Origin of the sequence: Flavobacterium sp. SLB02, from assembly GCF_009664855.1 — a bacterium.
In the GTDB taxonomy this organism is placed as follows: domain Bacteria; phylum Bacteroidota; class Bacteroidia; order Flavobacteriales; family Flavobacteriaceae; genus Flavobacterium.
Window position 1 is genome coordinate 4,235,974 of sequence record NZ_CP045928.1, and the last position, 26,740, is coordinate 4,262,713.

The window sequence follows — 26,740 nt, forward strand, 5'->3', positions numbered from 1 at the left end:
ATGTAACAAGATTCCATATTCAATTATCAAATCTTAATTGCAAAATCATTACAAAGGCCAATTAGGTCCAATAAAAAAGCTCCTACTGCCAAGGCAATAAGAGCTTTTTATATAATGTATTTTAGATACTTAGTAGTTCCACATATCTTGTTCGAAGTTACGAATCTTCTCTTTTACTCTTTCAGATTCTAACAATTGGTTTTGTGCGTTATCTTTCATATACTCTTTGATCTCACGATCTCCGTACAAGTTTTCTTCTTTGTAAAGAACTGCGTTAAAACGTCTTGAATTTAAGATCTGATCGAATGAAATTGGAAGTGCAGAGTTACTGTCGTTAAATGCTTTTGCTTCATGTAATGCTTCTCTTGCATTAGGGAAGAAAACCCAAAATAACTCGATATAATCTTTCTCGTCACTATTCATTGTATAAACATCCGGGGTTACAGGACAAATTCCTAGTAAACGATATTTCAGTTCACTCTGACGTTTGTCAAAATACCAGTATCCTTTAATTTTATATTGTGTAACATCAGCTGCTGTTAAGTCTTGTTTCAGGATATACTCAGCCGGAACAGATCTTGTTGGACCAACTGTTTCCTCAACATAAGAAACAACTTTCTTCTTACCAGTACCAGTAACTACTTTTTTCTTCACAACACGTGATTTGTAGTCATCCGGATATTGGTTGATTAACTCTCTACCAGCATCTGTTGTATCAATACGAGATAATGCACCTTGAATGTCTTTCAAAGATTTTTTAGTATTGAAATAACTGTCGCTATATACTTCAGTTATTCTGCCGTTTTTAACAGCTTTCGTCAAAACGTCGTAAAGAGAACGTCTATCAGAACCAATATTAGCCGTATCTACTGGAAAGTACATTGGAAAATTGATTTTTTCATTTAAATCAATGATTTCCCAAGTCGTTTTTCCCATCAAGATGTCTCTATCATCTACATAACCATAAGCCAAAGGTTTATCGTTATCTGAGATAAGTTGCGCAGGTGTTTTAAGTCCTATCTGAGCAGGTGTTTTCGCATTTAGCAAATTAGATTGCGCATAAGAAGAAAAACCTCCAGCGATAGAAACAATAGCTATTAAAAAATTTCTTACTTTCATCGTGGTATTATTATAAAATATTGAATGTAGGTTTACCTACTTTTATTATAGTATTTCGAAAATTACCGGAGCAGTTCTTGGCAATAAGTAACTACCAGCTCCAACAAGTTTAGTTTTAATTTCAGAAATAGTAACCTGATCTCCTTTTCCAGCTCTTGAAAGTACTTGTTTACATTGTGCATTTAATCTGTTACCAGAAACAACAACAGTAGGCTGTCCAGCAATTTTCATATTAAATCCAACAACATCTAAACCAACCTCAAAATCAAAGTCATTTAATTTAGCTCCAATAGTAGCAACTTCTAAGTTAGATTTAGGTCCTTTAACAACACCTTGTTCTCCTCTAATTGTACCAGTTGGTCCAGGAATACCTTTAATTCTAAATGTTTTCTTATCTGTAACTTTATCTCCGTTTGGTAATGTACCTGTAACGGCAATTGTAGCTTCATTACCAGAACCCGGATTCATGTTATATTTCCCTGGTTTCCCAGCAGAAGATAATCCCGGAGCACTTGCAACAACTTTGTTGTCAGCAACACCAGCGAATGATACAGAGATTGGGTTAACTACACCTCTATAAACAACATTCATTTTATCAGCAGAAATAGTAGCAGAGTTTGGTCTTGGTACTACAACGTAATTTCCGGCAAATTTAAGCGGAATATTTTTACCGTCTTCTAAGAATGTAAATTGTCCATTAATACTTTGTTCACCTACTCCACCTGCAGTTAATGAAATAACAGCTTGTCCGTTAACAATTTGTCCAGGACCTTGGAAAGAAGTTGGTTTTGTGTTTTCGTCATAACGACCTAAAACTACTTTACCTGTTACTTTTTCTCCTTGGAAGTAAGCATTTTTATCTAAAACAACAATTGCCTGATAATTGCTATAAGAAGCAGCAGCTACAGCCGCTTTTCCTAAAGCAGCACTGTATACATCAGATTCTGCTTTTTTAACATCATTTTGCCAAGCTGAAAGTTTTGCAACCGAAGCTACAGCAGGAAATCCTTTAAAGTGGTAAGATAAATATTTATCTTTTACTCCATCTTTATTTTTTACATCAGAAACATCAAATTTTTTCTCAATCTCTGCAACAATTGCAGAATATTTTTTGTCAGTTCCTAAAGCAGCTTTAATATCAGCTTTATACTTTTCAATTTTAGAGATAATTTCAGTTCCCTTAGCGCTATATCCTTCTCCTTTAAACCAACCATCGATATTATCTCCTTTATCCATAGCTTCGTAAGGTAATTTACCTGTCTCTTTATCTGCTTCAAATCCTTTAACAACGTCTGTTTTTAAAGTACCAATATAAGCGTAAAAATCTTTTGTAATTCCTTCAACTTTATGTGCTGTTTCAGAAGCTTTAACAAACTCTCCTTTTGCTTCAGCAGCTTTTTGATCTAAAGAAGTAAGCATTGAAGCGTTACTTTCTTCTGATGATTTATTTGCGCTTTCGAATTTTTCATTCATTAAGCCAAAAGCAGATAAAACTTCTTTTGACATATTCATTGCTAACATTGCGATGAAAACCAGATACATCAGGTTCACCATCTTCTGTCTAGGGGTTAATTTTCCTCCTGCCATTTTTTCTAATTAGTTCTTTATTAATAAATTTAATATAATAGTCAAAAACTAATTATCCTTTGTTACTCATTGCAGAAAGCATACCACCGTAAACACTGTTTAATGAAGCAATGTTTGCAGTCATAGATTGCATTTGTTCTTTTAATTTAGAAGCATTTTCAGCAATTTCGCTGTTTGCTTGTGCATTTCTTGAAGCACTTTCTAATTGTACTTTGTATAAACTGTTCAATGATTCCATTTGTGCAGCGGCCATAGACATTTCTTCAGCATATTTCTTTTGTCCTGCAATAGAATCTACTGTTGGAGAAATTGCTTTTGCAGCTCCTTCGAAATTTTTGATGCTGTTTCCTAAGCTTGCCATTAACTCACCGTCAATTTTAGCTTCTTTCAACATTACATCTAATTTTTGTGACAATAATCCTTGAGCATCAGCTGGAGCTTCAACTTTGTCAGCTTTTTTTCTAGCCTGACCGTTAGCTAATTCTGGGTAAACAAGAGTCCAGTCTAATTCATCATCAACAGGATCAAAAGCAGACAATGCAAAAATAAACGCCTCTACACCAAGACCAATAATCAACATGATACTAGCACCTTGCCAGTGTTGCAACTTGAAAAGTGCACCGATGATTACTACTGCCGCTCCCATACCATAAGCGAAATTCATTGTTTTTTTACTTAATAATGCCATAATACTTTTTTTTAGGTTTTAATTTAAAATAGATTTGATTTGGTTATTTGAATTTAATTATTATTTACTTTTTTTTCCGCTTCCTGTTGTTTGAGTTCCCATGTAATCTTGTACAGTTCTAAAACCAATATAACTTCTTGCTGAATCTGCATATTCGTGGTCACGAGTACTTACCTGTAGGAAATAAGCAACATCTTTCCAAGAACCTCCACGAACCACTTTTCTTTGGTTGTTTCCGTCAATTACGTTAGGATTCATTGTAGAAACATATTCGTATGCATTTGGATTATATGCTGAATCTGTCCACTCTGAAACGTTTCCTGCCATGTTGTATAATCCGTAACCGTTTACTTCGTATGATTTAGCCTCAACTGTATATAAAGCTTCATCTGCAGCATAATCTCCTCTACTAGGTTTAAAGTTTGCTAAGAAACAACCTCTGTCACTTTTAGTATAAGGACCACCCCAAGGATAAGTTGCAGATTCCAGACCTCCTCTTGCAGCATACTCCCATTCTGCCTCGGTTGGCAATCTGAATGCATTTACTAAATCACGTCCTTTTTTCTTAGATTTGATATAGCTGTTTTTGTTTAAAGTTCTCCAAGCACAAAATGCTTTTGCTTGTTTCCATGTTACACCAACTACAGGATAATCTCCGTAAGCTTTGTGCCAGAAATAATCATTGTGCATTGGCTCATTATAAGAATAAGCGAAATCTTTAATCCAAACTGTTGTATCAGGGTAAACGCTTACTTGTTCTGTTTTAACGAAGTCTTTTCTTTTTCCAACTTTGGCTTTTGCAGCAGCCTGAATATCCATCCAAGAATAACGGAATTTCAATTTATTTACATCAATTGTTCTTAAACCATTATATGATTCTTCAATTGGCAAATACATAGAGTCCATTACCTCAGCATAATACTCATCCGGATAAGCTTTAGTATCTTTAATTAACTTCACTTTTTTGTTTAATTTTCTACCAGCATACGGATCATCTTTTGTTCCTACACTATAGTAGTTATCATACATATATTTATCATATGCCGTCATTTTGTCCGGCTCTGAATCATTAAATGCATAATCTGCAATACTTCCACCTTTTTTACCTTTATCACCAGTAGATTTTTGTCCTGTTTCATCAGCTAAGATTGCTAAACGAACTCTCATTGTAGAATCTTTTACCCATTCTACAAACTGACGGTACTCGCTGTTAGTAATTTCTGTTTCATCCATATAGAATGAACGAACCGTTACTGTTTTAGTCGGAGCATCTTCAACATTAGCTAAATCAGCATCTGATTTACCCATAATAAAAGATCCACCTGGAACTAACGTCATTCCATAAGGTTTTTCAGGATGCCATTTCCCTCCTGTAACACCAACTAACTCACCTTTGTCTCCTGACTTACCACAGCCAATTACCAGTGTTAACATTGCTGCAAATGCAATAAACTTCTTCATATAAATTTGGGATTATCTATTCATTATTATAAGTCCGTAAACGTATTTATTATTTATCTAAAAAACAATACTAGTTGCGAAATTTATTTTACCGTTCAAAAATAATGTTAAATAAAATAAAAAAAAAATATTTCATCGATAAACTAACAGAAAAAATCGACGTAAAACGTTAAATTTTATACTTTATATTTATTTTCTTACTAATATATTTTAACATTTTTAAAAAACTCAAAAAAAACCACAATTTTCGCTTAAATTTTACTCTATAAAGCGTTTTTTCGTTGTGCTTTCCACCATCTTTCAGGCAATTCCTGATTACAAGCGCTCAAATACTCGTCGTACGAACACGGTAATAACGTATTTCTTTTCAATTTATTATGACCATTTGATTCGAACGGAATTTCGATCCACCAACGATCTGTTTTATCACTTTTATAGAAAACTAATTCTTCATCTTCAAGAGGAACAATATATTTTAAATACGTTGCCCGACTACCAAAAGGATATTCTTTTGATCGATAATGATACCCTTCGATAAAATACCACACTATTTGTGCAATAATAGCTGCTTCCGGCGCTGTACTATGATGATTAAAAACTCCAAAACAGGAAACTTTATCACTAATTCCGGCATATCTGGCCAATGAACATATTTCTTTTCCGTTGAATCCGTTTGGCTCAAAAGAAACCATGTTAGCTGACGCTGATGATTTTACTGAATTAAGATCAATGCTTACCAAATCAGCATCTCTAAAAACGGGCTCTGCCAATGCAATTTTACTGGAAATTTCCCCTAAACGATAGGCATCAAAAAACAATTTTTCGATCAAATCGATTTCTTCCTGAGAATTGTAATAGGTTTGATATCCTATATTACAGTAATTAAAAAGATTATTTGGCTCATCGATAATAATTTTAGTCAGATAAGAATTAGCCGAAACCGTTTCGTTTTCTTTACCAAAGTCAAACTTATTATCTACAGCAACCATGTTTACCATTTGCTCTAAATCATCATATGCACGGTATAATGCATAGGTCAAATCCTGTGAACCTCCTATAACTATAGGAATCACTTTATTCTTAATTAAGGTAGAAGTTACCTTTTTTAAAGCAAAATAAGTATCCTCTACAGAATCCCCTGCAAGAATATCTCCTAAGTCAGCAATCGATGCATCCCAATTACCGGGAAACATATTATACAGTTTCTTACGAACTGCATTCAAATTAACCTCATTAATCACATTGCTATTACGGCGATCTTCTAAAACACCTACAATTGCAATTGTAATTTTACTAATATCAGGAAACTGATCCTGTGTATGCAAAACAATTTTGCTTCCCAATTCTTGTGAAGACAATGAATTAATGAATTTTAAAATTCCGTCATTAACTGGTTCTAGAAAATCAAATTCCATTTATTATTTCTTTTTAGCAGCTGTTTTTTTAGCTGGAGCTTTCTTAGCGGTTGTTGCTTTTTTTGCTGGTGTCTTTTTTGCCGGTGTTTTAGCCGCAATCATTTCCTGAACTTGGGTCAGTGTCAATTTTGTTGCATCAACATCTTTACTTAGTTCAATTTTGATTTTACCTTTTGTAATTACCGAGCGCCCCCAACGTGCTTTTTCAACCAAAATTCCTTCGTCCTCCCAATTGTGGAGTACTTTATCTATATTTTTCTGTAATTTATCCTCAATTAATTCCTCGATTTCCTGTTGAGATAAATTATCGAAATTGTATTTTTTACTTACGTTAATGAAAATACCGTTCCATTTGATGAACGGACCAAAACGCCCTACACCTTTTTGAACACCTTCGCCTTTGTAAACGGCAATCGGAGCATCGGCAATTGCTTTTTCATCGATTAATTCCTGCGCTCTTTCCTTAGAAAGACTTAACGGATCTTCTCCTTTTGGTAAAGAAATAAATACACTTCCGTGACGTACATAAGGACCATAACGACCATTACTTACCTCTACTTCTTCTCCTTTATATTCACCTAAGTTTTTAGGCAATAAAAATAAATTCAATGCTTCTTCAAGGGTAATATTCCCAATGTTTTGATCTGCCATTAAACTGGCAAACTTTTTATCTTCGTCATCTGCTTCTCCAATTTGAGCCATTGGTCCAAATTTTCCTAAACGAACAGAAACTTGTCTTCCTTCAGCATCTTTCCCCAGGATTCTTTCTCCGCTTTCACGTTCTGCATTTGCTTCAACCTCTTTTACATTTGGGTGAAATTTATTGTAGAACTCCTGCATCATGATTGCCCAGTCGATATTTCCTTCGGCAATTTCATCAAAATCCTGTTCTACTTTTGCAGTGAAGTTATAATCTAAGATATTCCCGAAATTCTTCACTAAGAAATCTGTAACGATTGTCCCGATATCTGTTGGAACTAATTTCCCTTTATCAGAACCTGTATTTTCTTTCAACAGCTTTTCATCAACTTTATCTGCTTGCAAAGTAAGTTGAGTATAATTACGTTGCTGACCTTCAAGAGTTCCTTTTTCAACATAATTTCTATTGATGATAGTAGAAATAGTTGGCGCATACGTAGAGGGACGACCAATTCCTAATTCTTCTAATTTTTTTACCAAAGAAGCCTCTGTGTAACGAGCCGGAGGTCTTGAATACCTCTCTGTTGCCGTGATATAGTTGTTAACTAATTTTTCGTTTACTTTTAATGCCGGCAACATTCCTTCTTGTTCTTCCTCATCATCATCATGTCCTTCTAGGTAAACTTTCAAGAATCCTTCGAAAAGTAAAACTTCTCCTGAAGCTGTAAAAATTTCGCTGTGATTATTGGCTTCAATTTTTACGTTTGTTCTTTCAAGTTGCGCATCACTCATTTGAGATGCCAATGTTCTTTTCCAGATCAAATCATACAAACGAGCCTGGTCACGGTCAATATTTACCGTGTGACGCGACATATCAGTAGGACGAATTGCTTCGTGCGCTTCCTGAGCTCCTTTACTTTTGTTGGCAAAAACTCTCGGTTTTGAAAATTCTTTTCCGTATGATTTTATGATTTCAGCTTCAGCGGCATCCATTGCATCTTTAGAAAGATTCACACTATCTGTTCTCATATAAGTAATAAGTCCAGCCTCGTATAAACGTTGTGCAAGCTGCATGGTGATTCCAACTGGCAAATACAATTTTCTCGCTGCTTCTTGTTGCAAAGTCGAAGTTGTAAAAGGTGCTGTTGGTGATTTTTTGGTAGGTTTAGTTTCTAAATCAGCTACCTTATATTTTGATCCGATGTTTTGTCTTAAAAAATCTTCGGCTTCTTTTTTTGTATTGAAGTTTTTTGGCAATTTGGCTTTGAAAGATTTTCCAGCCTCATTTACAAATTCTGCTACGATAGAATAACTTGCAACTGCATTAAAGTTTTGAATCTCGCGTTCTCTCTCTACAATCAAACGCACTGAAACTGATTGTACACGACCAGCTGATAATCCTCCTTTAATTTTCCTCCATAAAACAGGAGATAACTCATAACCTACTAAACGGTCTAATACTCGACGTGCTTGTTGTGCGTTTACTAAATTATAATCTATTTCTCTTGGATTTTCGATTGCTTTAAGAATCGCAGATTTTGTAATCTCATGAAAAACAATTCGTTTGGTTTTTTTAACATCCAATTTTAATTCTTCCGCCAGATGCCATGAAATAGCCTCCCCCTCGCGGTCCTCATCGCTTGCTAACCAAACCATTTCGGCATTCTTAGATAGTGTCTTTAATTTACTTACCAGGGCTTTTTTATCCGGAGAAACTTCGTATTTAGGCTTAAAACCATTCTCTACATCTACACCAATTTCCTTTGATGGCAAGTCGGCTATGTGACCATAACTTGACTCTACCTGAAAATCACTTCCTAAAAATTTCTCTATCGTTTTCGCCTTTGCAGGTGACTCCACTATTACTAAATTCTTTGCCATTGCTCTATTTTTCTGCAACAAAAGTATCTATTTTTTTTAAATATCAGCCTCGCGAATTGATTTTTGAGTTATTTTAGTATTATGATTCTTAAAATTACAGATTTATCTGTATTGCTATCTATTATATATATAGGTATAACTTTTATAGGTTTATGACCACCAAATATTCTTTTTTACCCAATATTAATAGCACGGATTGTAGTGAAAAGCCCGCAATAAAAAATGCAAAAGTTTCTTGTTTTAAAAAAGCGACCAACGGAATCTCTTTTGAAAACATTAGAAAATTTGTGCTTTTTATGTCCCGATAGCTATCGGGATGTAATGGAAAGCTGGAAATAGCTTTAAAATATTTTAGATTTTAAATTCTCTTATTCTTTGTCGCTTCCAACAATCTAAAATCTGAATTCTAAAATCTAAAATCTTTTCTCTGCCATCTTGTCACATTGATCACATTTGCGTTATCTTTGCACTTTGAAATTATACAATGGAAAAGATTATTGAAGAAAGCAAACAGGGCGAAAGTCTTGTTTTAGAAAATAAACCTGAGAATACTAAAAAACTTTTTATAGAGAGTTACGGTTGTGCGATGAATTTTTCGGACAGTGAAGTTGTAGCTTCTATTTTATCAATAAACGGATATAATACTACACAAACTCTTGAAGACGCCGATTTAGTCCTGGTAAATACCTGCTCGATTCGGGATAAGGCCGAACAGACTATTCGTAAGCGTCTGGAGAAATACAATGCGGTAAAACGTATTAACCCAAAAATGAAAGTGGGCGTTTTGGGCTGTATGGCCGAACGTTTGAAAAGTCAGTTTTTGGAGGAAGAAAAAATAGTCGACCTTGTTGTTGGTCCTGATGCTTACAAAGATTTACCTAATTTATTGGCAGAAGTTGAAGAGGGCCGCGACGCCATTAATGTAATTTTATCCAAAGAGGAAACCTACGGAGATATTTCGCCGGTTCGTTTGATGAGCAACGGAATTACAGCTTTGGTTTCGATCACTCGTGGCTGCGATAATATGTGTACGTTTTGTGTTGTGCCTTTTACACGCGGACGTGAACGTAGTCGTGAGCCTCAGAGTATCATCAACGAAATTCAGGATTTGTGGGACAAAGGTTTTAAGGAAATTACGCTTTTAGGGCAAAACGTTGATAGTTATCTTTGGTATGGTGGCGGTTTGAAAAAAGATTTCGTAAATGCATCGGATATGCAAAAAGCAACTGCTGTTGATTTTGATCAATTACTTGAAATGGTTGCTATTGGATTCCCTAAAATGCGTATTCGTTTTTCGACTTCTAATCCGCAGGATATGCACGAAAGTGTTTTGCACGTGATTGCCAAATATCCAAATATCTGCAAACACATTCACTTACCGGTTCAATCGGGAAGCGATAGAATTCTAAAAGAAATGAATCGTTTGCATACCCGTGAAGAATATATGACTTTGATTGACAAAATCAGAACAATTATTCCGAATGCTTCGATTTCGCAAGATATGATTGCCGGTTTCCCAACAGAAACTGAACAAGATCACCAGGACACCATGAGCTTGATGGAATATGTGAAATATAACTTCGGTTATATGTATTCGTATTCTGAACGTCCTGGAACTCTGGCAGGAAGAAAAATGCAGGATGATGTTCCGGAAGAAACCAAAGCCAGAAGATTACAGGAAATTGTGGATTTACAACAAAAACATGCCTGGTTTCGTAGTGAGCAATATGTGGGACAAATTGTAGAGGTTTTAGTAGAAAAAGTGTCTAAGAAGTCAACCGAAGAATTCTCAGGAAGAAATTCTCAGAGTATTACGGTGGTTTTCCCAAAAGAGAATTATAAGATTGGGGATTTTGTAAACGTAAAAATCACAAGTTGTACTAGTGGAACTCTGAAAGGTGAAGCGGTTGGATTGAGCAGCATGAATTAAAGTTTTTTTTTGCCACAGATTAAAAGGATCAAAATGATTTTATACATTACTTTTCTTACTTTTAAGTTGTGATAAAAATTAATTAAGCAACATTATAGAGAAGCTCAGACTTACAAGCTTATAGGAATTTGTATGGAAGTCCATCCAAATCTTGGACCAGATCTTTTAGAAGTAATTTACAAAGATGCTTTAGAAATAGAATTTAGAAACAATATTTCTTTTGAAAGAGAAAAAGAATATTCAATTGAATATAAAGGTAGAATCTTACCTCATAAATTTTATGCTGATTGTATAATTAATGAAGACATAGTTTTAGAGGTTAAAGCAGTAAAAGAATTTTCAAATGAACATATTGCCCAGATTTTAAATTATATAAAATTATCAAATTCAGAAGTTGGACTTCTTGTCAATTTCCAAACAAAATCGCTTCAACATAAAAGATATGTTTTATAAAAATTAAAAGAATCTGTGTTAATCATTTTAATCTGTGGCATAAAAAATAAAAATATTATTTGTGGTTTTAAGACTCGTATACATTGCGTAACTTGAAACCTGAAACAAATAAAACTTGAAACAAAACATACATGGAAACAGTTCAAGCAATAAAACAGCGATTTGAAATTATTGGAAATGATCCGAAATTAAATCGCGCCATCGAAAAAGCCATTCAGGTTGCTCCTACTGATATTTCGGTAATGGTAACTGGGGAAAGTGGTGTTGGTAAAGAAAATATTCCAAGAATAATCCATTCGCTTTCGCACAGAAAGCATGGTAAATATATTGCCGTAAACTGTGGTGCAATTCCGGAAGGAACTATCGATAGTGAACTTTTTGGTCACGAAAAAGGCGCTTTTACAGGAGCTACAAGTACACGTGAAGGTTATTTTGAAGTAGCCGATGGCGGAACTATTTTCCTGGATGAAGTGGGTGAATTACCACTGACAACTCAGGTTCGTTTGCTTCGTGTACTTGAAAATGGTGAATTTATAAAAGTAGGTTCGTCTCAGGTTCAAAAAACAAATGTGAGAATTGTGGCCGCTACAAACGTAAACTTATTCAATGCAATTGAAAAGGGAAAATTCCGTGAGGATTTATATTATCGTTTGACAACTGTCGAAATTACCCTACCGCCTTTGCGAGAAAGAAACGAAGACATCCATTTATTGTTTAGAAAATTTGTTGCCGATTTTGCACATAAATATAAAATGCCACCGTTAAAACTAGACGATGATGCGGTTCAGCTTTTGCAAAAATTCAGATGGAACGGAAATATTCGTCAGCTGCGAAATGTAGCCGAACAAATATCTGTTTTAGAAACCAATCGCGATATTACACTTGCCACTTTACAATCGTATTTACCAACTGAAGGCACTAATTTACCGTCTGTAATTAGCGATAAGAAAAAAGAAAGTGATTTTAGTACCGAAAGAGACATTTTATACAAAGTCCTTTTTGATATGAAAAGCGATCTTAATGACCTAAAGAAACTTACTCTGGAATTGATGAAAAACGGTACAAAAGTCCAGGACATCAACCCTAATTTGATTCAGAAGATATACGGCTCGCAGGAAAACGAAAGCGAAATTGATTTTGAAGAAGAACCAAGAACCGCTGTTATGGCGCCTGCAACGCGCGAAGATAATTATCAGATGCAGGACGACAATTATTTGTTTGCTGAAACCATTGAAGAAGAAGAGGTTTTACGTTTAGAACAAAAAGAAATCGAAATGATCAAAAAATCATTAGAAAAAAACAAAGGAAAGCGAAAAGCTGCCGCTGATGAATTAGGCATCTCTGAACGTACTTTATACAGAAAAATTAAACAATTCGATTTATAAAAATATATAAATCCCAATTTTTTTAAATACCAAATTCCAACTTTTAAAAAGTTAAATATTAAAAAATAAATCCCAAATTACTTAGCAGTTCGCCAGCGCTCGGGTCCAAATTGTTATATTTGAAAAAAATTGGAATTTTACAACTACACTGATTTTATGAAAAAAATATATTCTCTATTAGCTTTAATGAGCCTTTTTATGCTAAGCGGCTGTGGGCCTTACAATTTTACAGGAACAGGAAAAATCGATGCTAAAACATTTCAGGTTAACTTTTTCCAGAATAATGCTGATTTGATTGAACCGGGAATTGACAGAACCTTTACACTGGCTTTACAGGATTTAATTCAAAATCAGACCAATTTAAACTTAGTAAGCAATAGTGGTGACTTAGTTTACGAAGGAGAAATTGTAGATTACAGAACCACTCCAATGACAGCAACTGCAGATCAGCAAGCGGCTCAAAACCGTTTAACGATTCGTATAAATGTTAGGTTTACCAATAAAAATAAAGAAACAGATGATTTCGAGAAACCATTCGAATTCTATTATGATTTCCCTGGAACCGGTTTACCAACAGGTGCCACTTTAAATACTGCCCTTCAGGCTATTTTTGAAAGAATCACGCAGGATATTTTTAATGATTCATTAGCTAAATGGTAAAATTGTTTAATCGATTCTTTTAAACGATTAAACAGTTAAACAAAAAAAACGATTAAACATAAAAACATGAATGTAACTGATTATACCTACTTAATGAACAAACCCGATGCTATCACAGAAAAGCAAGCGGATGCATTAGGAAGTGTTTTGAATGAATTTCCGTATTTTCAAAGTGCAAGAGCATTACGATTAAAAGGACTTTACAATCAAAACAGCTTTAAGTATAATTATGCATTAAAAGTTACAGCCGCTCACACCACTGATCGCGCTGTTTTATTTGATTTTATTACCTCAGAAAGTTTTACCTCTATTCAGAACGATTTTTATGATCAAAAATTAAGAGACCTGTTAGAAATTAAAGTATTCGACAGCGAGATTGTTTCTTTTGAAGAAATTAAAAAAGCAACCGAAGTTCGAATTGATCCCATTGAGCAATCGATTCTCAACTCTATAAAAGGAGCAACAAATACTACTTTTACTGAGCCTACAGCAATAGAAGAAAAGCCAATTGAAATAATTGACAAGCAAGCGATCTTAAATTCTTTTAAAGAAGTAACACCAGATACTGTTGAAGAAGAAGTAAAAAGTGAAGAAAATCCAATTGAAATAATTGATGAGCAAGCGATTCTAAATTCATTTAAAGAAGTAATACCAGCTACTGTTGAAGAACCGGTAAAAATCGAAGAGGTTAAAGTAGAGCCAATTACAGAACCAATTACAATTACTGAACAATCAATTCTAGATACTTTTAAAGAAGTACTGCCAACCACTTTTGAAGAACCGGTAAAAATTGAAGAAAAACCAATTGAACCTATTACCGAGCAGTCTATTTTAGACACTTTTAAAGAAGTAACACCAAACACTTTTCAAGGACCGGCAACAACTGAAGAAAAACAAATTGATCCGGTTATTGAACAGTCTATCTTAGAATCTATAAAAGAAGTAGCCAATATAACTTTTGAGAAAGCTCCAAAAATAGAAGAGTCAAAAGAGGAACCAATTGCTGAGCAGCCCATTTTAACTTCGACTAAAGAACATACCAAAACCTTTTTTGAAGAAACAGTAGAAGACGGAGAAGAAGAAGAAGAAGAAGAAGAAGAAGAAATAGTAGAAATAGTAGAACAGGAAATTCCATCAGTAAGAATTGATCCTATCGAACAATCGATATTAAATTCTATCAAAGAAGCAAATGCAGTAGTTTTTGAAGAACCAAAAATAGCTGAAGAACCAAAAGAAATAGAAATTCAGGAAAATGTAAAAATCGCAGAGGAAAACCTTGAAATAGGAAAACCACTTGATTTTTCTGTTAATGAAAAACACTCTTTTCAGGAGTGGCTTCAATTAGCACGAACAGAACCAATTGACAGAACAGAAGAAGGTCCTCAAGAGCAAAAAGAAATCAAAAAGACAGCTGAGCCAAAAGTTAAAGCAGAAATAATTGATCTGGAGAAAAGGAAAAAGGCAGAAATAATCGATAAATTCATCGAGACAAACCCAAAAATATCTCCAATAAAACAAACTGCAATAACCCCTGCAGTACAATTTGACCTTAATAAAGAAGATAATTCTTATTTAATGACAGAGACTTTGGCCAGAGTATATTTGGAACAAAAGAAATATACAAAAGCAATACAAGCATATGAAATATTAATTTTGAAATATCCAGAAAAAATTAGTTTCTTTGCAGACCGTATTTCGGATATAAAGATTTTACAACAAAATAACAATAATAATTAAGCAATGAGCACATTTTCAATTTTTTTAGTTTTAATCACAATAGTTTGTTTTCTATTGATCGTAGTAATCATGGTTCAAAACCCTAAAGGAGGCGGATTATCGTCTACAATTAGCGGAACTCAAATGTTAGGTGGAGTACAAAAAACAACTGACTTTTTAGATAAAAGTACCTGGACACTAGCTACTATTTTGATTGCTTTAATCTTGCTTTCAAGTTTAAGTTTTACAGGATCATTAAGTGATACTGACTCTAAAATTATTGACAAATCTGAAGTTCCTGCTACTGGCACACCTGCTGCTCCAGCTCAACAAACACCTGCTCCGGCAACTCCTGCAGCGAAATAATAATTTTGAAATAAATATAAAATGCCAGCCTGTCAAAGCTGGCATTTTTTTTAGGAAATAATGTCAGTTTTAAGAGCATGGCACAATTTCTGAAAGTTACTTTAGCATTAAAAAAATATAAACTATTAATAATATAAATCATGACTTTAAACATTAAACCGCTTTCAGACCGCGTACTTATTGAGCCTGTTGCAGCTGAGACTAAAACTGCGTCAGGGATTTTTATTCCGGATACTGCCAAAGAGAAACCACAAAAAGGAACTGTAGTTGCAGTAGGAAATGGATCTAAAGATCACACTATGACTGTAAAAGTTGGCGACACTGTTCTTTATGGTAAATATGCAGGAACAGAATTAAAACTTGAAGGAACTGATTATTTGATTATGCGTGAAGATGATATCTTAGCTATAATCTAAAAAAACATAGGTCTCAAGAATTAAGTATTAGGGAAACCTGAAACAAATAAAACATTAAACAAAAAAGAAAATGGCAAAAGATATAAAATTTGATATTGAAGCACGTGACGGATTAAAACGTGGTGTTGATGCATTAGCAAATGCTGTAAAAGTAACTCTTGGACCAAAAGGTCGTAATGTAATTATTGGTAAATCATTTGGTGGACCAACTGTTACTAAAGATGGTGTTTCTGTTGCAAAAGAAATCGAATTAAAAGACCCATTAGAAAATATGGGCGCGCAAATGGTTAAGGAAGTTGCTTCTAAAACCAATGATTTAGCGGGAGACGGAACTACAACTGCTACAGTTTTAGCTCAGGCTATCGTAAAAGAAGGTCTTAAAAACGTTGCTGCAGGTGCAAACCCAATGGACTTGAAACGTGGTATCGATAAAGCTGTTGAAGCTATTGTTGCTGACCTTGCAAAACAAGCTAAAGTAGTTGGAAGTGATTCTGATAAAATCAAACAAATTGCTTCTATCTCTGCAAATAATGACGAAGTAATTGGTGAATTAATCGCTACTGCTTTTGCAAAAGTAGGTAAAGAAGGTGTTATTACTGTTGAAGAAGCTAAAGGAACTGATACTTTTGTTGACGTTGTTGAAGGTATGCAGTTTGACAGAGGATATCTTTCTCCTTACTTCGTAACAAACCCTGAGAAAATGGAAGTTGAATTAGACTCTCCATACATCTTATTATACGACAAAAAAGTATCTTCTTTAAAAGAATTACTTCCAGTTTTAGAGCCGGTTGCTCAATCAGGAAAACCATTATTAATTATTGCTGAAGATGTTGACGGAGAAGCTCTTTCTACTCTTGTAGTAAATAAATTAAGAGGTGCTCTTAAAATTGCTGCTGTAAAAGCTCCAGGTTTTGGAGACAGAAGAAAAGCAATGCTTGAAGATATCGCTATCTTAACTGGTGGAACTGTAATTTCTGAAGAAAGAGGCTATACACTTGAAAATACAACTATCGAAATGTTAGGAACTGCAAAAAGAGTTTCTATCGATAAAGACAACACTACAATTGTAAGTGGTGCTGGTGAAGCTGATATCATCAAAAACAGAGTTAACCAAATTAAAGGTCAGATGGAGACTACTACATCTGATTATGATAAAGAAAAATTGCAAGAGCGTTTGGCTAAATTAGCTGGTGGTGTTGCTGTTCTTTATGTTGGTGCTGCTTCTGAAGTTGAAATGAAAGAGAAAAAAGACAGAGTTGACGATGCATTACACGCTACTCGCGCTGCTGTTGAAGAAGGAATTGTTGCTGGTGGTGGTGTTGCTTTATTAAGAGCAAAAGCTGCATTAGCTGATCTTAAAGCCGACAACGCTGACGAAGCTACAGGAATTCAGATTGTATCTCGCGCTGTTGAATCTCCATTAAGAACTATTGTTGAAAATGCAGGTCTTGAAGGTTCTGTAGTAGTAGCAAAAGTTTCTGAAGGTTCAGGTGATTTTGGATACAATGCAAAAACTGACGAATATGTAGATATGCTTACAGCTGGAATTATCGATCCTAAAAAAGTAACTCGTGTGGCATTAGAAAATGCTGCGTCTGTTGCCGGAATGATCCTTACTACAGAATGTGCATTAATTGATATTAAAGAAGAAAACGCAGGCGGAATGCCAATGGGCGGCGGTATGCCAGGAATGATGTAATCGTTCTTCACTTCTTAAAAATTGAAACGCCGGATATTTTATCTGGCGTTTTTTTTTGCTATAGTTTTTTCTGCCACGAATTGCACAAATTAGCACAAATTCTTTTTCTATAAATTATACCTAAAAAATTAGCGAAAATTCGTAAAATTCGTGGCAAACTCTTTTAGCTTATTTCGGGACAAACTTTTCCTTTAGTTTAACATTGTCTTTTTCTTTAAAAAATCGTTTATCAGTAAATTTACAGTTCTATTAAAATTGCAAAATGAGAAAATTCACCACTCACCTATTACTTTTTACATTCTTACTTCTTACCTCTTTTTCCTATTCTCAATCCAATAAAGATGCTTACGTCGTTTTGGTTTCTATGGATGGATTTCGTTGGGATTATCAAAAACAATTTAATCTTGAGAATTTAAAGCAAATTGCTAAAAAAGGTGTTCATGCCAAATCTATGAAACCGTCTTATCCAAGTAAAACTTTTCCGAATCATTACTCAATTGTAACCGGACTCTATCCGGATCATCACGGGATCATCAATAATGTTTTTTATGATGCTCAACTCAACGAATCTTTTTCCCTATCAAGCAAAGCAAAAAATGATTCGCGTTTTTATGGTGGAAATCCAATTTGGAATGTAGCTGAACAACAAGGTGTAAAAACGGCTTCTTTCTTCTGGCCGGGATCTGATATTGACAAAAGAAATTCTGGTATTTATAAAAATTATGACAATAAAATTCCTTACGGAGCCAGAATCGATACAGTTTTAAAATGGTTACAGCTTCCTGAGAAACAACGTCCGCATTTGGTTACTTTATATTTTGATGAACCAGACCATACCGGACATAATTTTGGTCCGCTCTCTGGGGAAAACAAAAAAATGGTCATCAAAATGGATTCTATTATGGGTGAATTATCACGAAGATTAGATCAGTTAGCCATTGGAAAAGAAATTAATTTAATTATTGTTTCAGATCACGGAATGGCCAATATCAGCAATGATAAAAAAGTAGTAGTCTTAGATTACCTAAAACCGGAATGGCTGGGTTACAAAGATGTAATTAACCCCATTATGAGTATTCAAGCAAAACCGGGTTATCAGGATTCTATTGCAAAAGCGTTAAAGAAAGTAGCCCATATTAAATTCTGGAAATCTACCGAAGTCCCAAAGAGACTGCATTACGGAACCAATCCGCGTGTACATGATTTTGTGATTGAAGCTAAAAAAGGATATAGTTTAGCAAAAGACAAAACTCAAAATATAAAAGGCGGAACGCATGGCTACGACAATAGCGAAAAAGATATGCACGCTATTTTTTATGCAAAAGGCCCGGCTTTTAAAGTAGATAAAGAAGTAAAAACGTTTCAAAACGTTTCAGTTTATCCTTTGATTGCTCATATTTTAGGACTGCATATAGACAAAGTTGATGGGGAATTCAGCCATGTAAAGTCGATGCTGGTGAATTAATTAGAGAATGTGTCAATTAGAAAATTAGATAATTTGAAAATTGAATTAATATATTTATTTCCTATTATCAGAAATATATGAATAGTCCCCAGCTTTAGCTGGCGATATTGAATGAAATAGAAAAGGCTTTAGCCGAACTTTAAAGTTTGGCCAAAGCCTTTTTTGCAATCTTATTTTTACTACAGCTAAAGCTGGAGGCTATTCAAAAAAATTTTATTTTTAAGACACCGTAATTAATTATCTAATTAACACATTTTCTAATTATCTAATTAGAAACCTGTCGAAACAGAAACCGCTTTCCAGTTTTCTAAATCTTTCTGAACACTTTCTATCTTTTGGTTCGCCATATCATACGCATCTTGTCCTAAGAATAAATGCAAAGGAGGATTTTCTTCGTGACTTATTTTAATTAAAGCTTCTGCTAATTTTACAGGATCTCCCGGTTGATTTTGGTTGATATCATCTTTGTGCGCGCTTTCAGATTGTCTTACCGCTTTATAATCTGCAATTGGGTTTTGAGGCAATAATAAAGAACTGTCTTTTAAGAAATCGGTTCTAAAATAACCTGGATATACAATAGTAGCATTGATTCCGAATGGTTTTACTTCTGCTGCCAGCGATTCTGTCAAACCTGCAACTGCAAATTTTGTCGAACAGTAAATTCCCCAACCCGGAAAATTACCCGAATAACCACCAACAGATGAAATATTAAAAATTTGTCCCGATTGATTGGCACGCATATACGGAACTGTATTTCTAATTACATTCAACAATCCGAAAACATTTACCTCGTAATTTTTTCTTGATTCGGCATCTGTTAATTCTTCTAATGCACCTAATAATCCGTAACCTGCATTGTTTACTAAAACATCAATTGTTTTAAAATGACTTACGGCAACTTCTATTGCATTTTTGACACTTTTTTCATCAACCAAATCCATTTCCAGCGGAAGAAAGTTTGCTGATGGATTTCCTAGTACTTTAATCAAGGCGTCTTCACTTCTTGACGTTGCAGCTACTTTGTAACCTTCATTCAATAGTTTTTTAGCCAATTCTAATCCAAGTCCTTTTGAAGCACCTGTGATAAACCAAACTTTGTTATTTTCCATGATTTTAAATTTTTACGTTTTAATTACAGGACAAAGGTATTGGCGAAGTACTTTTAAAAAATTAAAGGAATCAAACAAGAAGTTACAAAAATCAAACAATTTCGGTCACGCGATACGTTTTGGGTGAAACCTGAGTATTTTTCTTGAAGAAATTAATAAAATGAGACAATTCATCAAAGCCTAAACACCACGCAATTTCATTAATATTCCAATTGGTTTGTTTTAATAAAATCATGGCTTCCTGAACAATTCTTTCAGATATAATCTGCGAAGTGGTTTTTCCGGTAGTTTCTTTCAAGGCTTTATTGAGGTGATTGACATGAACATTTAATTGATTCGCAAATTCTGAAGGGGATCGAAAGTTAATTTGCTGCGAAATAGATTCAATAGGAAATTGACGTTCGAGCAATTCCAGAAACAAAGATGAAATTCGAATCGTAGCATTCGACTTACTGTATAATGAAGCAGTTAGCGTTTGTGTTTTTAGCGCAAGATGTATAATTTCAAAAACCAAATTTCGAATTACATCATATTTAAAAGCATAATCTGAATTGATTTCATCAAACATTTTCAGATACACCTTATTTAAAGACTCGGCCAATTCTTTTGAAACTGGAACAATTGGATTTCCGCCGGGCTGAAACAAAGGATATTCTTTTAAATTCCCAAACTGACTAAAAAATGCATCTGTAAAAATACAGAAAAATCCGGTTTGGTTTTCGTCAATATGTTCCCAACTATACGGAATTTGTGGATTGGCAAAAAATAAAGCCTGATTGTCAATCGAAACAACTTTATCAGCATAATGCACTTTGTTTTTACCAATGATTAAACTTATTTTATAAAAGTCTTTTCGGGTATAAGGCAAAGGATTACAAGTACTCCCAACATAATCGTCGAGTTTAAAAACATTAAAGTGTCCGATTTCCTTTTTAAGATTCTCGGGCATTCCTTTTATCTTTACAGTATAAAAATCTTCGAGTGTTTCTTGTAGTTTCATTTGACAAAGTTACAAAAATCAAACAAATTAGGCAATTAGATAATTTAATCATGAATGGTGTGTCACTCTGAGCACAGTCCAAGGGCGGTCCAATTGGCAGATTTTCTAATTAAGAAACTACCTTATAAGTAGGATCTTCAATTACATTTACTTTTATCACCGCTTCGGCATTTTTAAGCAATGTGATACAATCAGGGCTGAGATGCTGAAGTTCTATTACTTTATTGAGCTGATTGTATTTTTTAGTCAAATTATTCAGAGCTTCAATCGCTGACATATCAGCAACACGGCTTTCTTTAAAATCGATAATAACATGTTCAGGATCGTTTGCAACATCAAATTTTTCGACAAAAGCAGCTATCGAACCAAAAAATAAAGGCCCGTAAATCTGGTAATGCTTTACTCCTGCTTGATCAATAAAATTTCTTGCTCGGATTCTTTTAGCACTTTCCCATGCAAAAACAAGGGCTGAGATAATCACACCAATTAAAACCGCCAAAGCCAGATTGTGCAATACAATTGTAATTACGGCTACCAAAATTCCAACGAAAATATCATGTTTGGGCATTTTATTGATGACTCTGAAACTCGCCCATTCAAAAGTGGTAATTGCTACCATCATCATTACTCCTACCAAAGCCGCCATGGGCAATTTACCAATTACAGGCGCACCAAAAAGGATAATCAATAAAATCGTCAGTGCTGCAATAATTCCCGAAAGTCGTGCTCTTGAACCTGCCGAAAGGTTCACCAGAGTCTGTGCAATCATTGGGCAACCTCCCATTCCAAAAAAGAAACCATTTAAAATATTCGAACTTCCCTGCGCAATACACTCGCGATTGCTGTTGCCTCGTGTTCCGGTAATTTCGTCGACTAAATTCAGCGTAAGCAAACCTTCGGTTAAACCAACAGCAGCAACAATTACAGAATAGGGAAATATAACTTTGAAAGTCTCAAAAGAAAGTGCAATATCAGGGATATGAAACGGAGGAAATCCGCCTTGAACAGAGGCAATATCCTCGACCGTTTTGGTTTCGATATTAAAAATCAGGACAATGGCAAAAACCACCATTATCGCAACTAAGGAAGCCGGAACTGCTTTGGTCAATTTCGGAAAAAGTAAAACGATTCCAATTGTTAAGGCGACCAAACCCAGCATAATATACAAAGGAGTACCCTGCAGCCATGAAACTTGTCCGTTTACAACGGTTTTAAACTGCTCGAGCTGCGACATAAAAATCACGACCGCTAATCCGTTTACAAAACCAAACATAACGGGCTGAGGCACTAAGCGAATAAATTTTCCGAGTTTAAAAAGTCCGATGCAGATCTGCACGACACCGCCAAGGGCGACAGCTGCAAAAACATATTCTATACCGTGGGATTTCATCAAGGCAATCAAAACAATAACAGTTGCTCCTGCCCCGCCCGAAATCATTCCGGGTCTTCCACCAAAAACAGCAGTAACCAAACCGGCAATAAAAGCAGCATATAAACCCACCAAAGGCGGAAAGCCAGCCAAAATAGCAAAGGACAACGATTCAGGAATCATGGTCATGGCAACGGTTAAACCGGCTAAAATTTCGTTTTTGTAATTTACTTTTTGGGTAAAGTCAAAGAGATGGAGCGCTTTTTTCATAGGCCACAAATGTAGAAAATAATGACCAAAAGAGCATTAACCTTTTCAAATCTGAAAAAGCATCATAAAAATAATAAGGTATCAAAACAGTTAACTAAGCTGTTTTAAAAGTAAAACCAAAAGTGAAAGAATAAAACTTGTCATAACTTAATTTTCAAAAGAAATTATCGTACAAAATTATTTATAAAATGATATATAAAGCTGCGTATTTATACCTGTTTTTATTTTATTACAGCAATAAATAAAACTAATCTTAGTGCTTCATTAGTAATCTAAAAAAAATAAACTATTCTAATTTCACACACGTATATCCCAGACAATTTACATAGTCTATGATATTATTGGGCTCGAGATCTACACCTTCGACACGTAATATTTTATCACAATCTTCGAGATCAAAATTAATTTTATAATCAGGAAACTGCGTCAGGATTACGGCAATGATGTAATTGGTATCTGCTTCTTTTTGAACATTTGTTTTAAAAACTTCAACAACCATAATTATTTATTTTAATACAATAAAAAACAATAAATGAACTATAGAACTAATTCTGATTAAAAAGGATTGTATGAGATTCCAAATCTAAAATATCCCTGAGCATCTTCTTTGTGCTCATAAATATACTTAGACGTTCGTTCACCTCTTTCTGTTACACGAGTACTCAAAATATTATTAACACCTCCTTTTAAAAAACCAATTATTTGAGCTGTAATACGGTATTCATAGGTAATACCGGACTTTAGTTCCAACTGATTTAACTCGTAAATTCCTTTTAAATTTGAAGCATTTAAATTTAAATAAAAACTTTCAGAATTTAGTTCTGTTCCTAAGGAAATTCTTCCATTTTCTAAAAATTGCCTTCTGAACAATAAACGCTGGGGAAGAATGAAGTCCAAATCCCATTTTGAATCTTCGAATTTATGATTCAGCGTAAAAAGCGGCGTAATGGGGATAATTGATGAGGGATCCAACATGGCCAAAGCTCCAACGGTAATCGTAGTATTGGCTGTTCTTTTAAGAACGATATTGGCAGTTACAAATCCTTTTACGCGCTGTACATTATCCTGATTCCCGTCCACTGTGGCGGTGGCGTTGTAAATAACAGGTTTGCGAAAAAGTGTCGACATATAAGTGGCACTCACAGCCCCTGCAAAATAATGAAATTCCTCTTTTGGTTTTGTGTAGGCAGAAGCCGCAGCATAATTATAAACATCACCAAAATCATAGGTTTCGTATTTATAACGCAAAGAACCCGTTAGCACAAAACGTTTTGATGCTGTGGCAAAAAACGGCACATTGATCGCTACTTTTAGTCGGTCGTGATGGTCGATTCGGCCTCTTTCATAACGATCGCCAAAAAGCTTCGAATCATAATTTGTTGGTCCCAATTGTTCGTATTGCACATCCAGAATTCGGGTAGTAGGAAACTTATCCGTTATTGCTTTTACCACCGTTTTCATAGGCGCTTCTTTTTCCTGAGCCGTAGTTCGTATCGACACGCAAATGAATAAAACACAAATGATTTTTGTTTTCATAAATTGGTATAAGATTAAAATTTGTTTACTGGAAAAGGATTAAAACCCTCGGCAAAAGTAACTGCGAAGCATCTATTATAATAGCATATTTATACAAATGGCGTATCATTTATACGAATGGCGTTTGTATAAATTATGCTTTACAAAGTGTTACAAACTATAATATTAGCCTATTTTTGCCGTTATGAAGATTTTAAAAATTTATCAGAACTTTTTTCTGCGCAACATCATTGTCAACGCCTTTATAATTTTGGTTATTTTGGCTTGTGTTTATGACGAAATAAAATTAGACGGTCGCGATTGGTCTTATATGCTCAGTAAAATAGCCGTTGGGTATTTACCTTGTATTATCTGGGTAACGATCTTTAACGTTTTTATCATCAGGCCTTTTTTATTTAAAAGAAAACTGAAAACATTCTTTACACTCTTTGTCATTTACTGGACTTCATTTTACTTTTTTATGAATTGGTTTTTTCCGCTGGTTGGTCTGGGAAATTTCAAAACGCTTCAAATATTATCACTGATTATCAACGGAATGTTTTTCTATTTTATTCATGTTGTCATCACTAAAAAAATTAGGGATGCAGATAAGGATATCATGAATTTCAAATCTGAACTTTCGTTTTTGAAACAGCAACTGAATCCGCATTTTTTACTGAATGCCATGAATAATTTATACGGAGAATCGTTATCTGATCCTGATAAATTACCGGACAGAATCCTGAATCTTTCGGACATGCTCCGCTATCAGATTGAAGCCACTAAAAAGGATTATGTTTTTCTGGAAGAAGAAATTGCCTTTATCAAAAAATACATCGAATATTATACTTTTCAAAACGAACGCCTTGTGGTCACTCAGCTTTTTGAAGGCGATTATGACAATATCGATATTCCGCCTTTGTTCTTTTTGCCACTAGTTGAAAATGCTGTTAAATTCTCGGCAGAAACTCCAAAACCTTTTATAAATATAGATCTTAAGGTAAAGTGCAACCAATTGTCTTTTACTTTAAAAAACAATTATCTCGAATCGGGTTCACGACTTTCGAGCACGGGAATTGGAATCGAAAACCTAAAAAGACGTCTGGAAGTTTACGGCTTACGACATGAACTGAACTGCAAGAAAGAAAAGAATATCTTTATGGTAAAATTAAAAATATGGCACTTACCTACCGCTGTCTTATCATAGACGATGAATCGCCGGCACATAAGGCGCTTGCATCACACATGTCTAAATTTGACGATCTGGAACATTCCGGAAGTGCTTTTAGTGGTATGGAAGCGGTAAAAATGCTCAACGAAAACACCTATGATATTATTTTTCTGGATATTAATATGCCCGTAATTTCCGGTGTCGAATTGATGGAGTTACAGCCTAAAAGACCGCTTACCATTGTCACCACAGCTTATTCTGATTTTGCTCTTTCGGCTTACCAAAACGATGCTATAGACTATTTACTCAAACCCATTTCGTTCGAAAAATTCTCAAAAGCGATTGAAAAAGCCAAGATTTATTTCTCCGGCACTACCATAAAAAAAGAAACTACTACCAATACCAAAGTCCTCTCGCACCGCGTAAACGGACAAATGACTCAAACCCTCTTAAGCGATATTATTTATATCGAAAGCCTGGGCAACTACATGAAATTGTACAGCACCAAACTAAAATCTCCTATCATAATTTACGGTTCACTCTCGAGTATTGCTACAGAAATTGACAACGCCAATTTTGTACAAGTTCATCGCTCCTTTATTGTAAATATCACCAAAATTACAGCTGTAACTTTTAAATCTCTTACCATATTCAATGGCGAAATTATTCCTATTGGGAGGAAATACCAAATTTTGTTGGATAATCTGCAAATTAGATAAATAGTAGATTTGAAAATTAGACAATTTGAAAAGCTCAAGTTTTGTTGGGCTTTTTTGTTTTTGTTAATCAATGATAAAACACTTGATAGTTTTTATTTTGTGGTATAAATCTTGATATTTCTTAAAAAAGCCTGTATCGAAGCTATAAATCAAAAATTGCAATCTTAACATCAAAATTATCTTAGCTAAACCACTAATTATTAACCTAAATTAACCCATGAAAAAACTACTTCTTACCCTTACACTATTATTCAGTTTCTCTGGTTTTGCACAAACCATCAACGGAATTCCTATTCAGGATTTGGATGTAGAATACCTTCAAATTATTGGAACTTCAAAATACATGTCTTCTAAAGTTAGGATTTTGATAGACATTGGGCAAAGAACAAAACTCATGTCGAACAATAATGAGACAGCGCGTTTAATAGATAAAAATGGAGAAGTTTTAGTATTTAACTCTATTATTGATGCTTTAAACTTTATGGCAGCCTACGGATACGAATTTATACATTCGAATATTGTCGCCGATGGCGCAGAAAATGTTTATTATTATTTGATGAAAAAAAAGGCTTAAATCTGTAGAATACACAAAACAAAAAATTTAGATTATAAAAACCAACTGTTCTCTTTACCCTAAAAAAATGTTCAATTCTCAGGACTCATAAATCGTTTCCTTAAAAAAAATGCATTCCTAAACCAATTTTTCT

At 34.4% G+C, this 26,740-nt stretch carries 23 protein-coding genes; 12 read left to right on the plus strand and 11 right to left on the minus strand.

Going from position 1 to position 26,740, the window contains the following annotated elements; all coding sequences use genetic code 11:
* Nucleotides 1–129: 129 nt before the first annotated feature.
* The 6 genes from gldN to topA all read right to left on the minus strand — a co-directional run bounded on the left by gldN (nucleotide 130) and on the right by topA (nucleotide 8,790).
* Nucleotides 130–1,119, minus strand: coding sequence for a gliding motility protein GldN (gene gldN, locus GIY83_RS15575; RefSeq protein WP_194618628.1), 990 nt, complete (start codon nucleotides 1,117–1,119; stop codon nucleotides 130–132).
* Between the two features lie 45 nt (nucleotides 1,120–1,164).
* Nucleotides 1,165–2,706: a gliding motility protein GldM gene (gldM, locus tag GIY83_RS15580; protein ID WP_208682418.1), complete on the minus strand. Its 1,542-nt coding sequence runs from the start codon at nucleotides 2,704–2,706 to the stop codon at nucleotides 1,165–1,167.
* Nucleotides 2,707–2,758: 52 nt separating this feature from the next.
* On the minus strand, nucleotides 2,759–3,394 hold the full coding sequence (gene gldL, locus GIY83_RS15585; RefSeq protein WP_208682420.1) for a gliding motility protein GldL: 636 nt from the start codon (nucleotides 3,392–3,394) through the stop codon (nucleotides 2,759–2,761).
* 60 nt (nucleotides 3,395–3,454) lie between these two features.
* Nucleotides 3,455–4,855, minus strand: coding sequence for a gliding motility lipoprotein GldK (gldK, locus tag GIY83_RS15590; RefSeq protein WP_194618643.1), 1,401 nt, complete (start codon nucleotides 4,853–4,855; stop codon nucleotides 3,455–3,457).
* Between the two features lie 263 nt (nucleotides 4,856–5,118).
* Nucleotides 5,119–6,270, minus strand: coding sequence for a formimidoylglutamase (locus GIY83_RS15595; RefSeq protein WP_194618645.1), 1,152 nt, complete (start codon nucleotides 6,268–6,270; stop codon nucleotides 5,119–5,121).
* Between the two features lie 3 nt (nucleotides 6,271–6,273).
* Nucleotides 6,274–8,790 carry a type I DNA topoisomerase gene (gene topA, locus GIY83_RS15600; RefSeq protein ID WP_208682422.1) on the minus strand — a complete coding sequence of 839 codons (2,517 nt, stop codon included), beginning with the start codon at nucleotides 8,788–8,790 and terminating at the stop codon, nucleotides 6,274–6,276.
* A 484-nt stretch (nucleotides 8,791–9,274) separates the two neighbouring features.
* Here topA and miaB point away from each other — a divergent pair, with 484 nt between their 5' ends.
* From miaB to GIY83_RS15645, 9 genes are all read left to right on the plus strand, one after another.
* Nucleotides 9,275–10,720 (plus strand): tRNA (N6-isopentenyl adenosine(37)-C2)-methylthiotransferase MiaB, encoded by a 1,446-nt coding sequence (miaB, locus tag GIY83_RS15605; RefSeq protein ID WP_208682424.1) that lies wholly within the window; start codon nucleotides 9,275–9,277, stop codon nucleotides 10,718–10,720.
* 132 nt (nucleotides 10,721–10,852) lie between these two features.
* Nucleotides 10,853–11,173: a GxxExxY protein gene (locus GIY83_RS15610; protein ID WP_229029118.1), complete on the plus strand. Its 321-nt coding sequence runs from the start codon at nucleotides 10,853–10,855 to the stop codon at nucleotides 11,171–11,173.
* A 131-nt stretch (nucleotides 11,174–11,304) separates the two neighbouring features.
* Nucleotides 11,305–12,558 carry a sigma-54-dependent Fis family transcriptional regulator gene (locus GIY83_RS15615; protein WP_208682426.1) on the plus strand — a complete coding sequence of 418 codons (1,254 nt, stop codon included), beginning with the start codon at nucleotides 11,305–11,307 and terminating at the stop codon, nucleotides 12,556–12,558.
* Nucleotides 12,559–12,714: 156 nt separating this feature from the next.
* Nucleotides 12,715–13,218 (plus strand): LptE family protein, encoded by a 504-nt coding sequence (lptE, locus tag GIY83_RS15620; RefSeq protein WP_194618653.1) that lies wholly within the window; start codon nucleotides 12,715–12,717, stop codon nucleotides 13,216–13,218.
* 66 nt (nucleotides 13,219–13,284) lie between these two features.
* Nucleotides 13,285–14,955 (plus strand): tetratricopeptide repeat protein, encoded by a 1,671-nt coding sequence (locus tag GIY83_RS15625; protein WP_208682428.1) that lies wholly within the window; start codon nucleotides 13,285–13,287, stop codon nucleotides 14,953–14,955.
* A 3-nt stretch (nucleotides 14,956–14,958) separates the two neighbouring features.
* A complete protein-coding gene (gene secG / locus GIY83_RS15630) occupies nucleotides 14,959–15,300 on the plus strand; it encodes a preprotein translocase subunit SecG (RefSeq protein ID WP_208682430.1) in 342 nt (113 codons plus the stop codon).
* 140 nt (nucleotides 15,301–15,440) lie between these two features.
* Nucleotides 15,441–15,716 carry a co-chaperone GroES gene (gene groES / locus GIY83_RS15635; RefSeq protein WP_007806577.1) on the plus strand — a complete coding sequence of 92 codons (276 nt, stop codon included), beginning with the start codon at nucleotides 15,441–15,443 and terminating at the stop codon, nucleotides 15,714–15,716.
* A 70-nt stretch (nucleotides 15,717–15,786) separates the two neighbouring features.
* A complete protein-coding gene (gene groL, locus GIY83_RS15640) occupies nucleotides 15,787–17,415 on the plus strand; it encodes a chaperonin GroEL (protein ID WP_208682432.1) in 1,629 nt (542 codons plus the stop codon).
* 262 nt (nucleotides 17,416–17,677) lie between these two features.
* Nucleotides 17,678–18,880: an ectonucleotide pyrophosphatase/phosphodiesterase gene (locus tag GIY83_RS15645; protein WP_208682434.1), complete on the plus strand. Its 1,203-nt coding sequence runs from the start codon at nucleotides 17,678–17,680 to the stop codon at nucleotides 18,878–18,880.
* Nucleotides 18,881–19,149: 269 nt separating this feature from the next.
* On the opposite strand, the gene GIY83_RS15650 is transcribed toward GIY83_RS15645, so the two are convergent.
* From GIY83_RS15650 to GIY83_RS15670, 5 genes are all read right to left on the minus strand, one after another.
* Nucleotides 19,150–19,989: an oxidoreductase gene (locus tag GIY83_RS15650; RefSeq protein ID WP_208682436.1), complete on the minus strand. Its 840-nt coding sequence runs from the start codon at nucleotides 19,987–19,989 to the stop codon at nucleotides 19,150–19,152.
* A 91-nt stretch (nucleotides 19,990–20,080) separates the two neighbouring features.
* The gene (locus GIY83_RS15655) at nucleotides 20,081–20,989 is read right to left on the minus strand and encodes an AraC family transcriptional regulator (RefSeq protein ID WP_194618679.1); all 909 of its coding nucleotides are present in this window, start codon (nucleotides 20,987–20,989) and stop codon (nucleotides 20,081–20,083) included.
* A gap of 109 nt (nucleotides 20,990–21,098) precedes the next feature.
* Nucleotides 21,099–22,628, minus strand: a complete 1,530-nt coding sequence (locus tag GIY83_RS15660; protein ID WP_194618681.1) for a SulP family inorganic anion transporter — start codon at nucleotides 22,626–22,628, stop codon at nucleotides 21,099–21,101.
* 286 nt (nucleotides 22,629–22,914) lie between these two features.
* Nucleotides 22,915–23,127: a hypothetical protein gene (locus GIY83_RS15665; protein ID WP_065452198.1), complete on the minus strand. Its 213-nt coding sequence runs from the start codon at nucleotides 23,125–23,127 to the stop codon at nucleotides 22,915–22,917.
* Between the two features lie 56 nt (nucleotides 23,128–23,183).
* The gene (locus GIY83_RS15670) at nucleotides 23,184–24,164 is read right to left on the minus strand and encodes a DUF6268 family outer membrane beta-barrel protein (RefSeq protein WP_194618683.1); all 981 of its coding nucleotides are present in this window, start codon (nucleotides 24,162–24,164) and stop codon (nucleotides 23,184–23,186) included.
* 184 nt (nucleotides 24,165–24,348) lie between these two features.
* Here GIY83_RS15670 and GIY83_RS15675 point away from each other — a divergent pair, with 184 nt between their 5' ends.
* The 3 genes from GIY83_RS15675 to GIY83_RS15685 all read left to right on the plus strand — a co-directional run bounded on the left by GIY83_RS15675 (nucleotide 24,349) and on the right by GIY83_RS15685 (nucleotide 26,607).
* Entirely contained in the window at nucleotides 24,349–25,350 is a 1,002-nt protein-coding gene (locus tag GIY83_RS15675) for a sensor histidine kinase (RefSeq protein WP_194618685.1), read from the plus strand.
* Complete coding sequence (locus GIY83_RS15680) at nucleotides 25,320–26,033, plus strand: LytTR family DNA-binding domain-containing protein (protein ID WP_208682438.1); 714 nt, start codon at nucleotides 25,320–25,322, stop codon at nucleotides 26,031–26,033. Before GIY83_RS15675 ends, GIY83_RS15680 begins: the two co-directional genes overlap by 31 nt.
* A gap of 217 nt (nucleotides 26,034–26,250) precedes the next feature.
* Nucleotides 26,251–26,607: a hypothetical protein gene (locus GIY83_RS15685; RefSeq protein ID WP_208682439.1), complete on the plus strand. Its 357-nt coding sequence runs from the start codon at nucleotides 26,251–26,253 to the stop codon at nucleotides 26,605–26,607.
* Nucleotides 26,608–26,740: the final 133 nt, after the last annotated feature.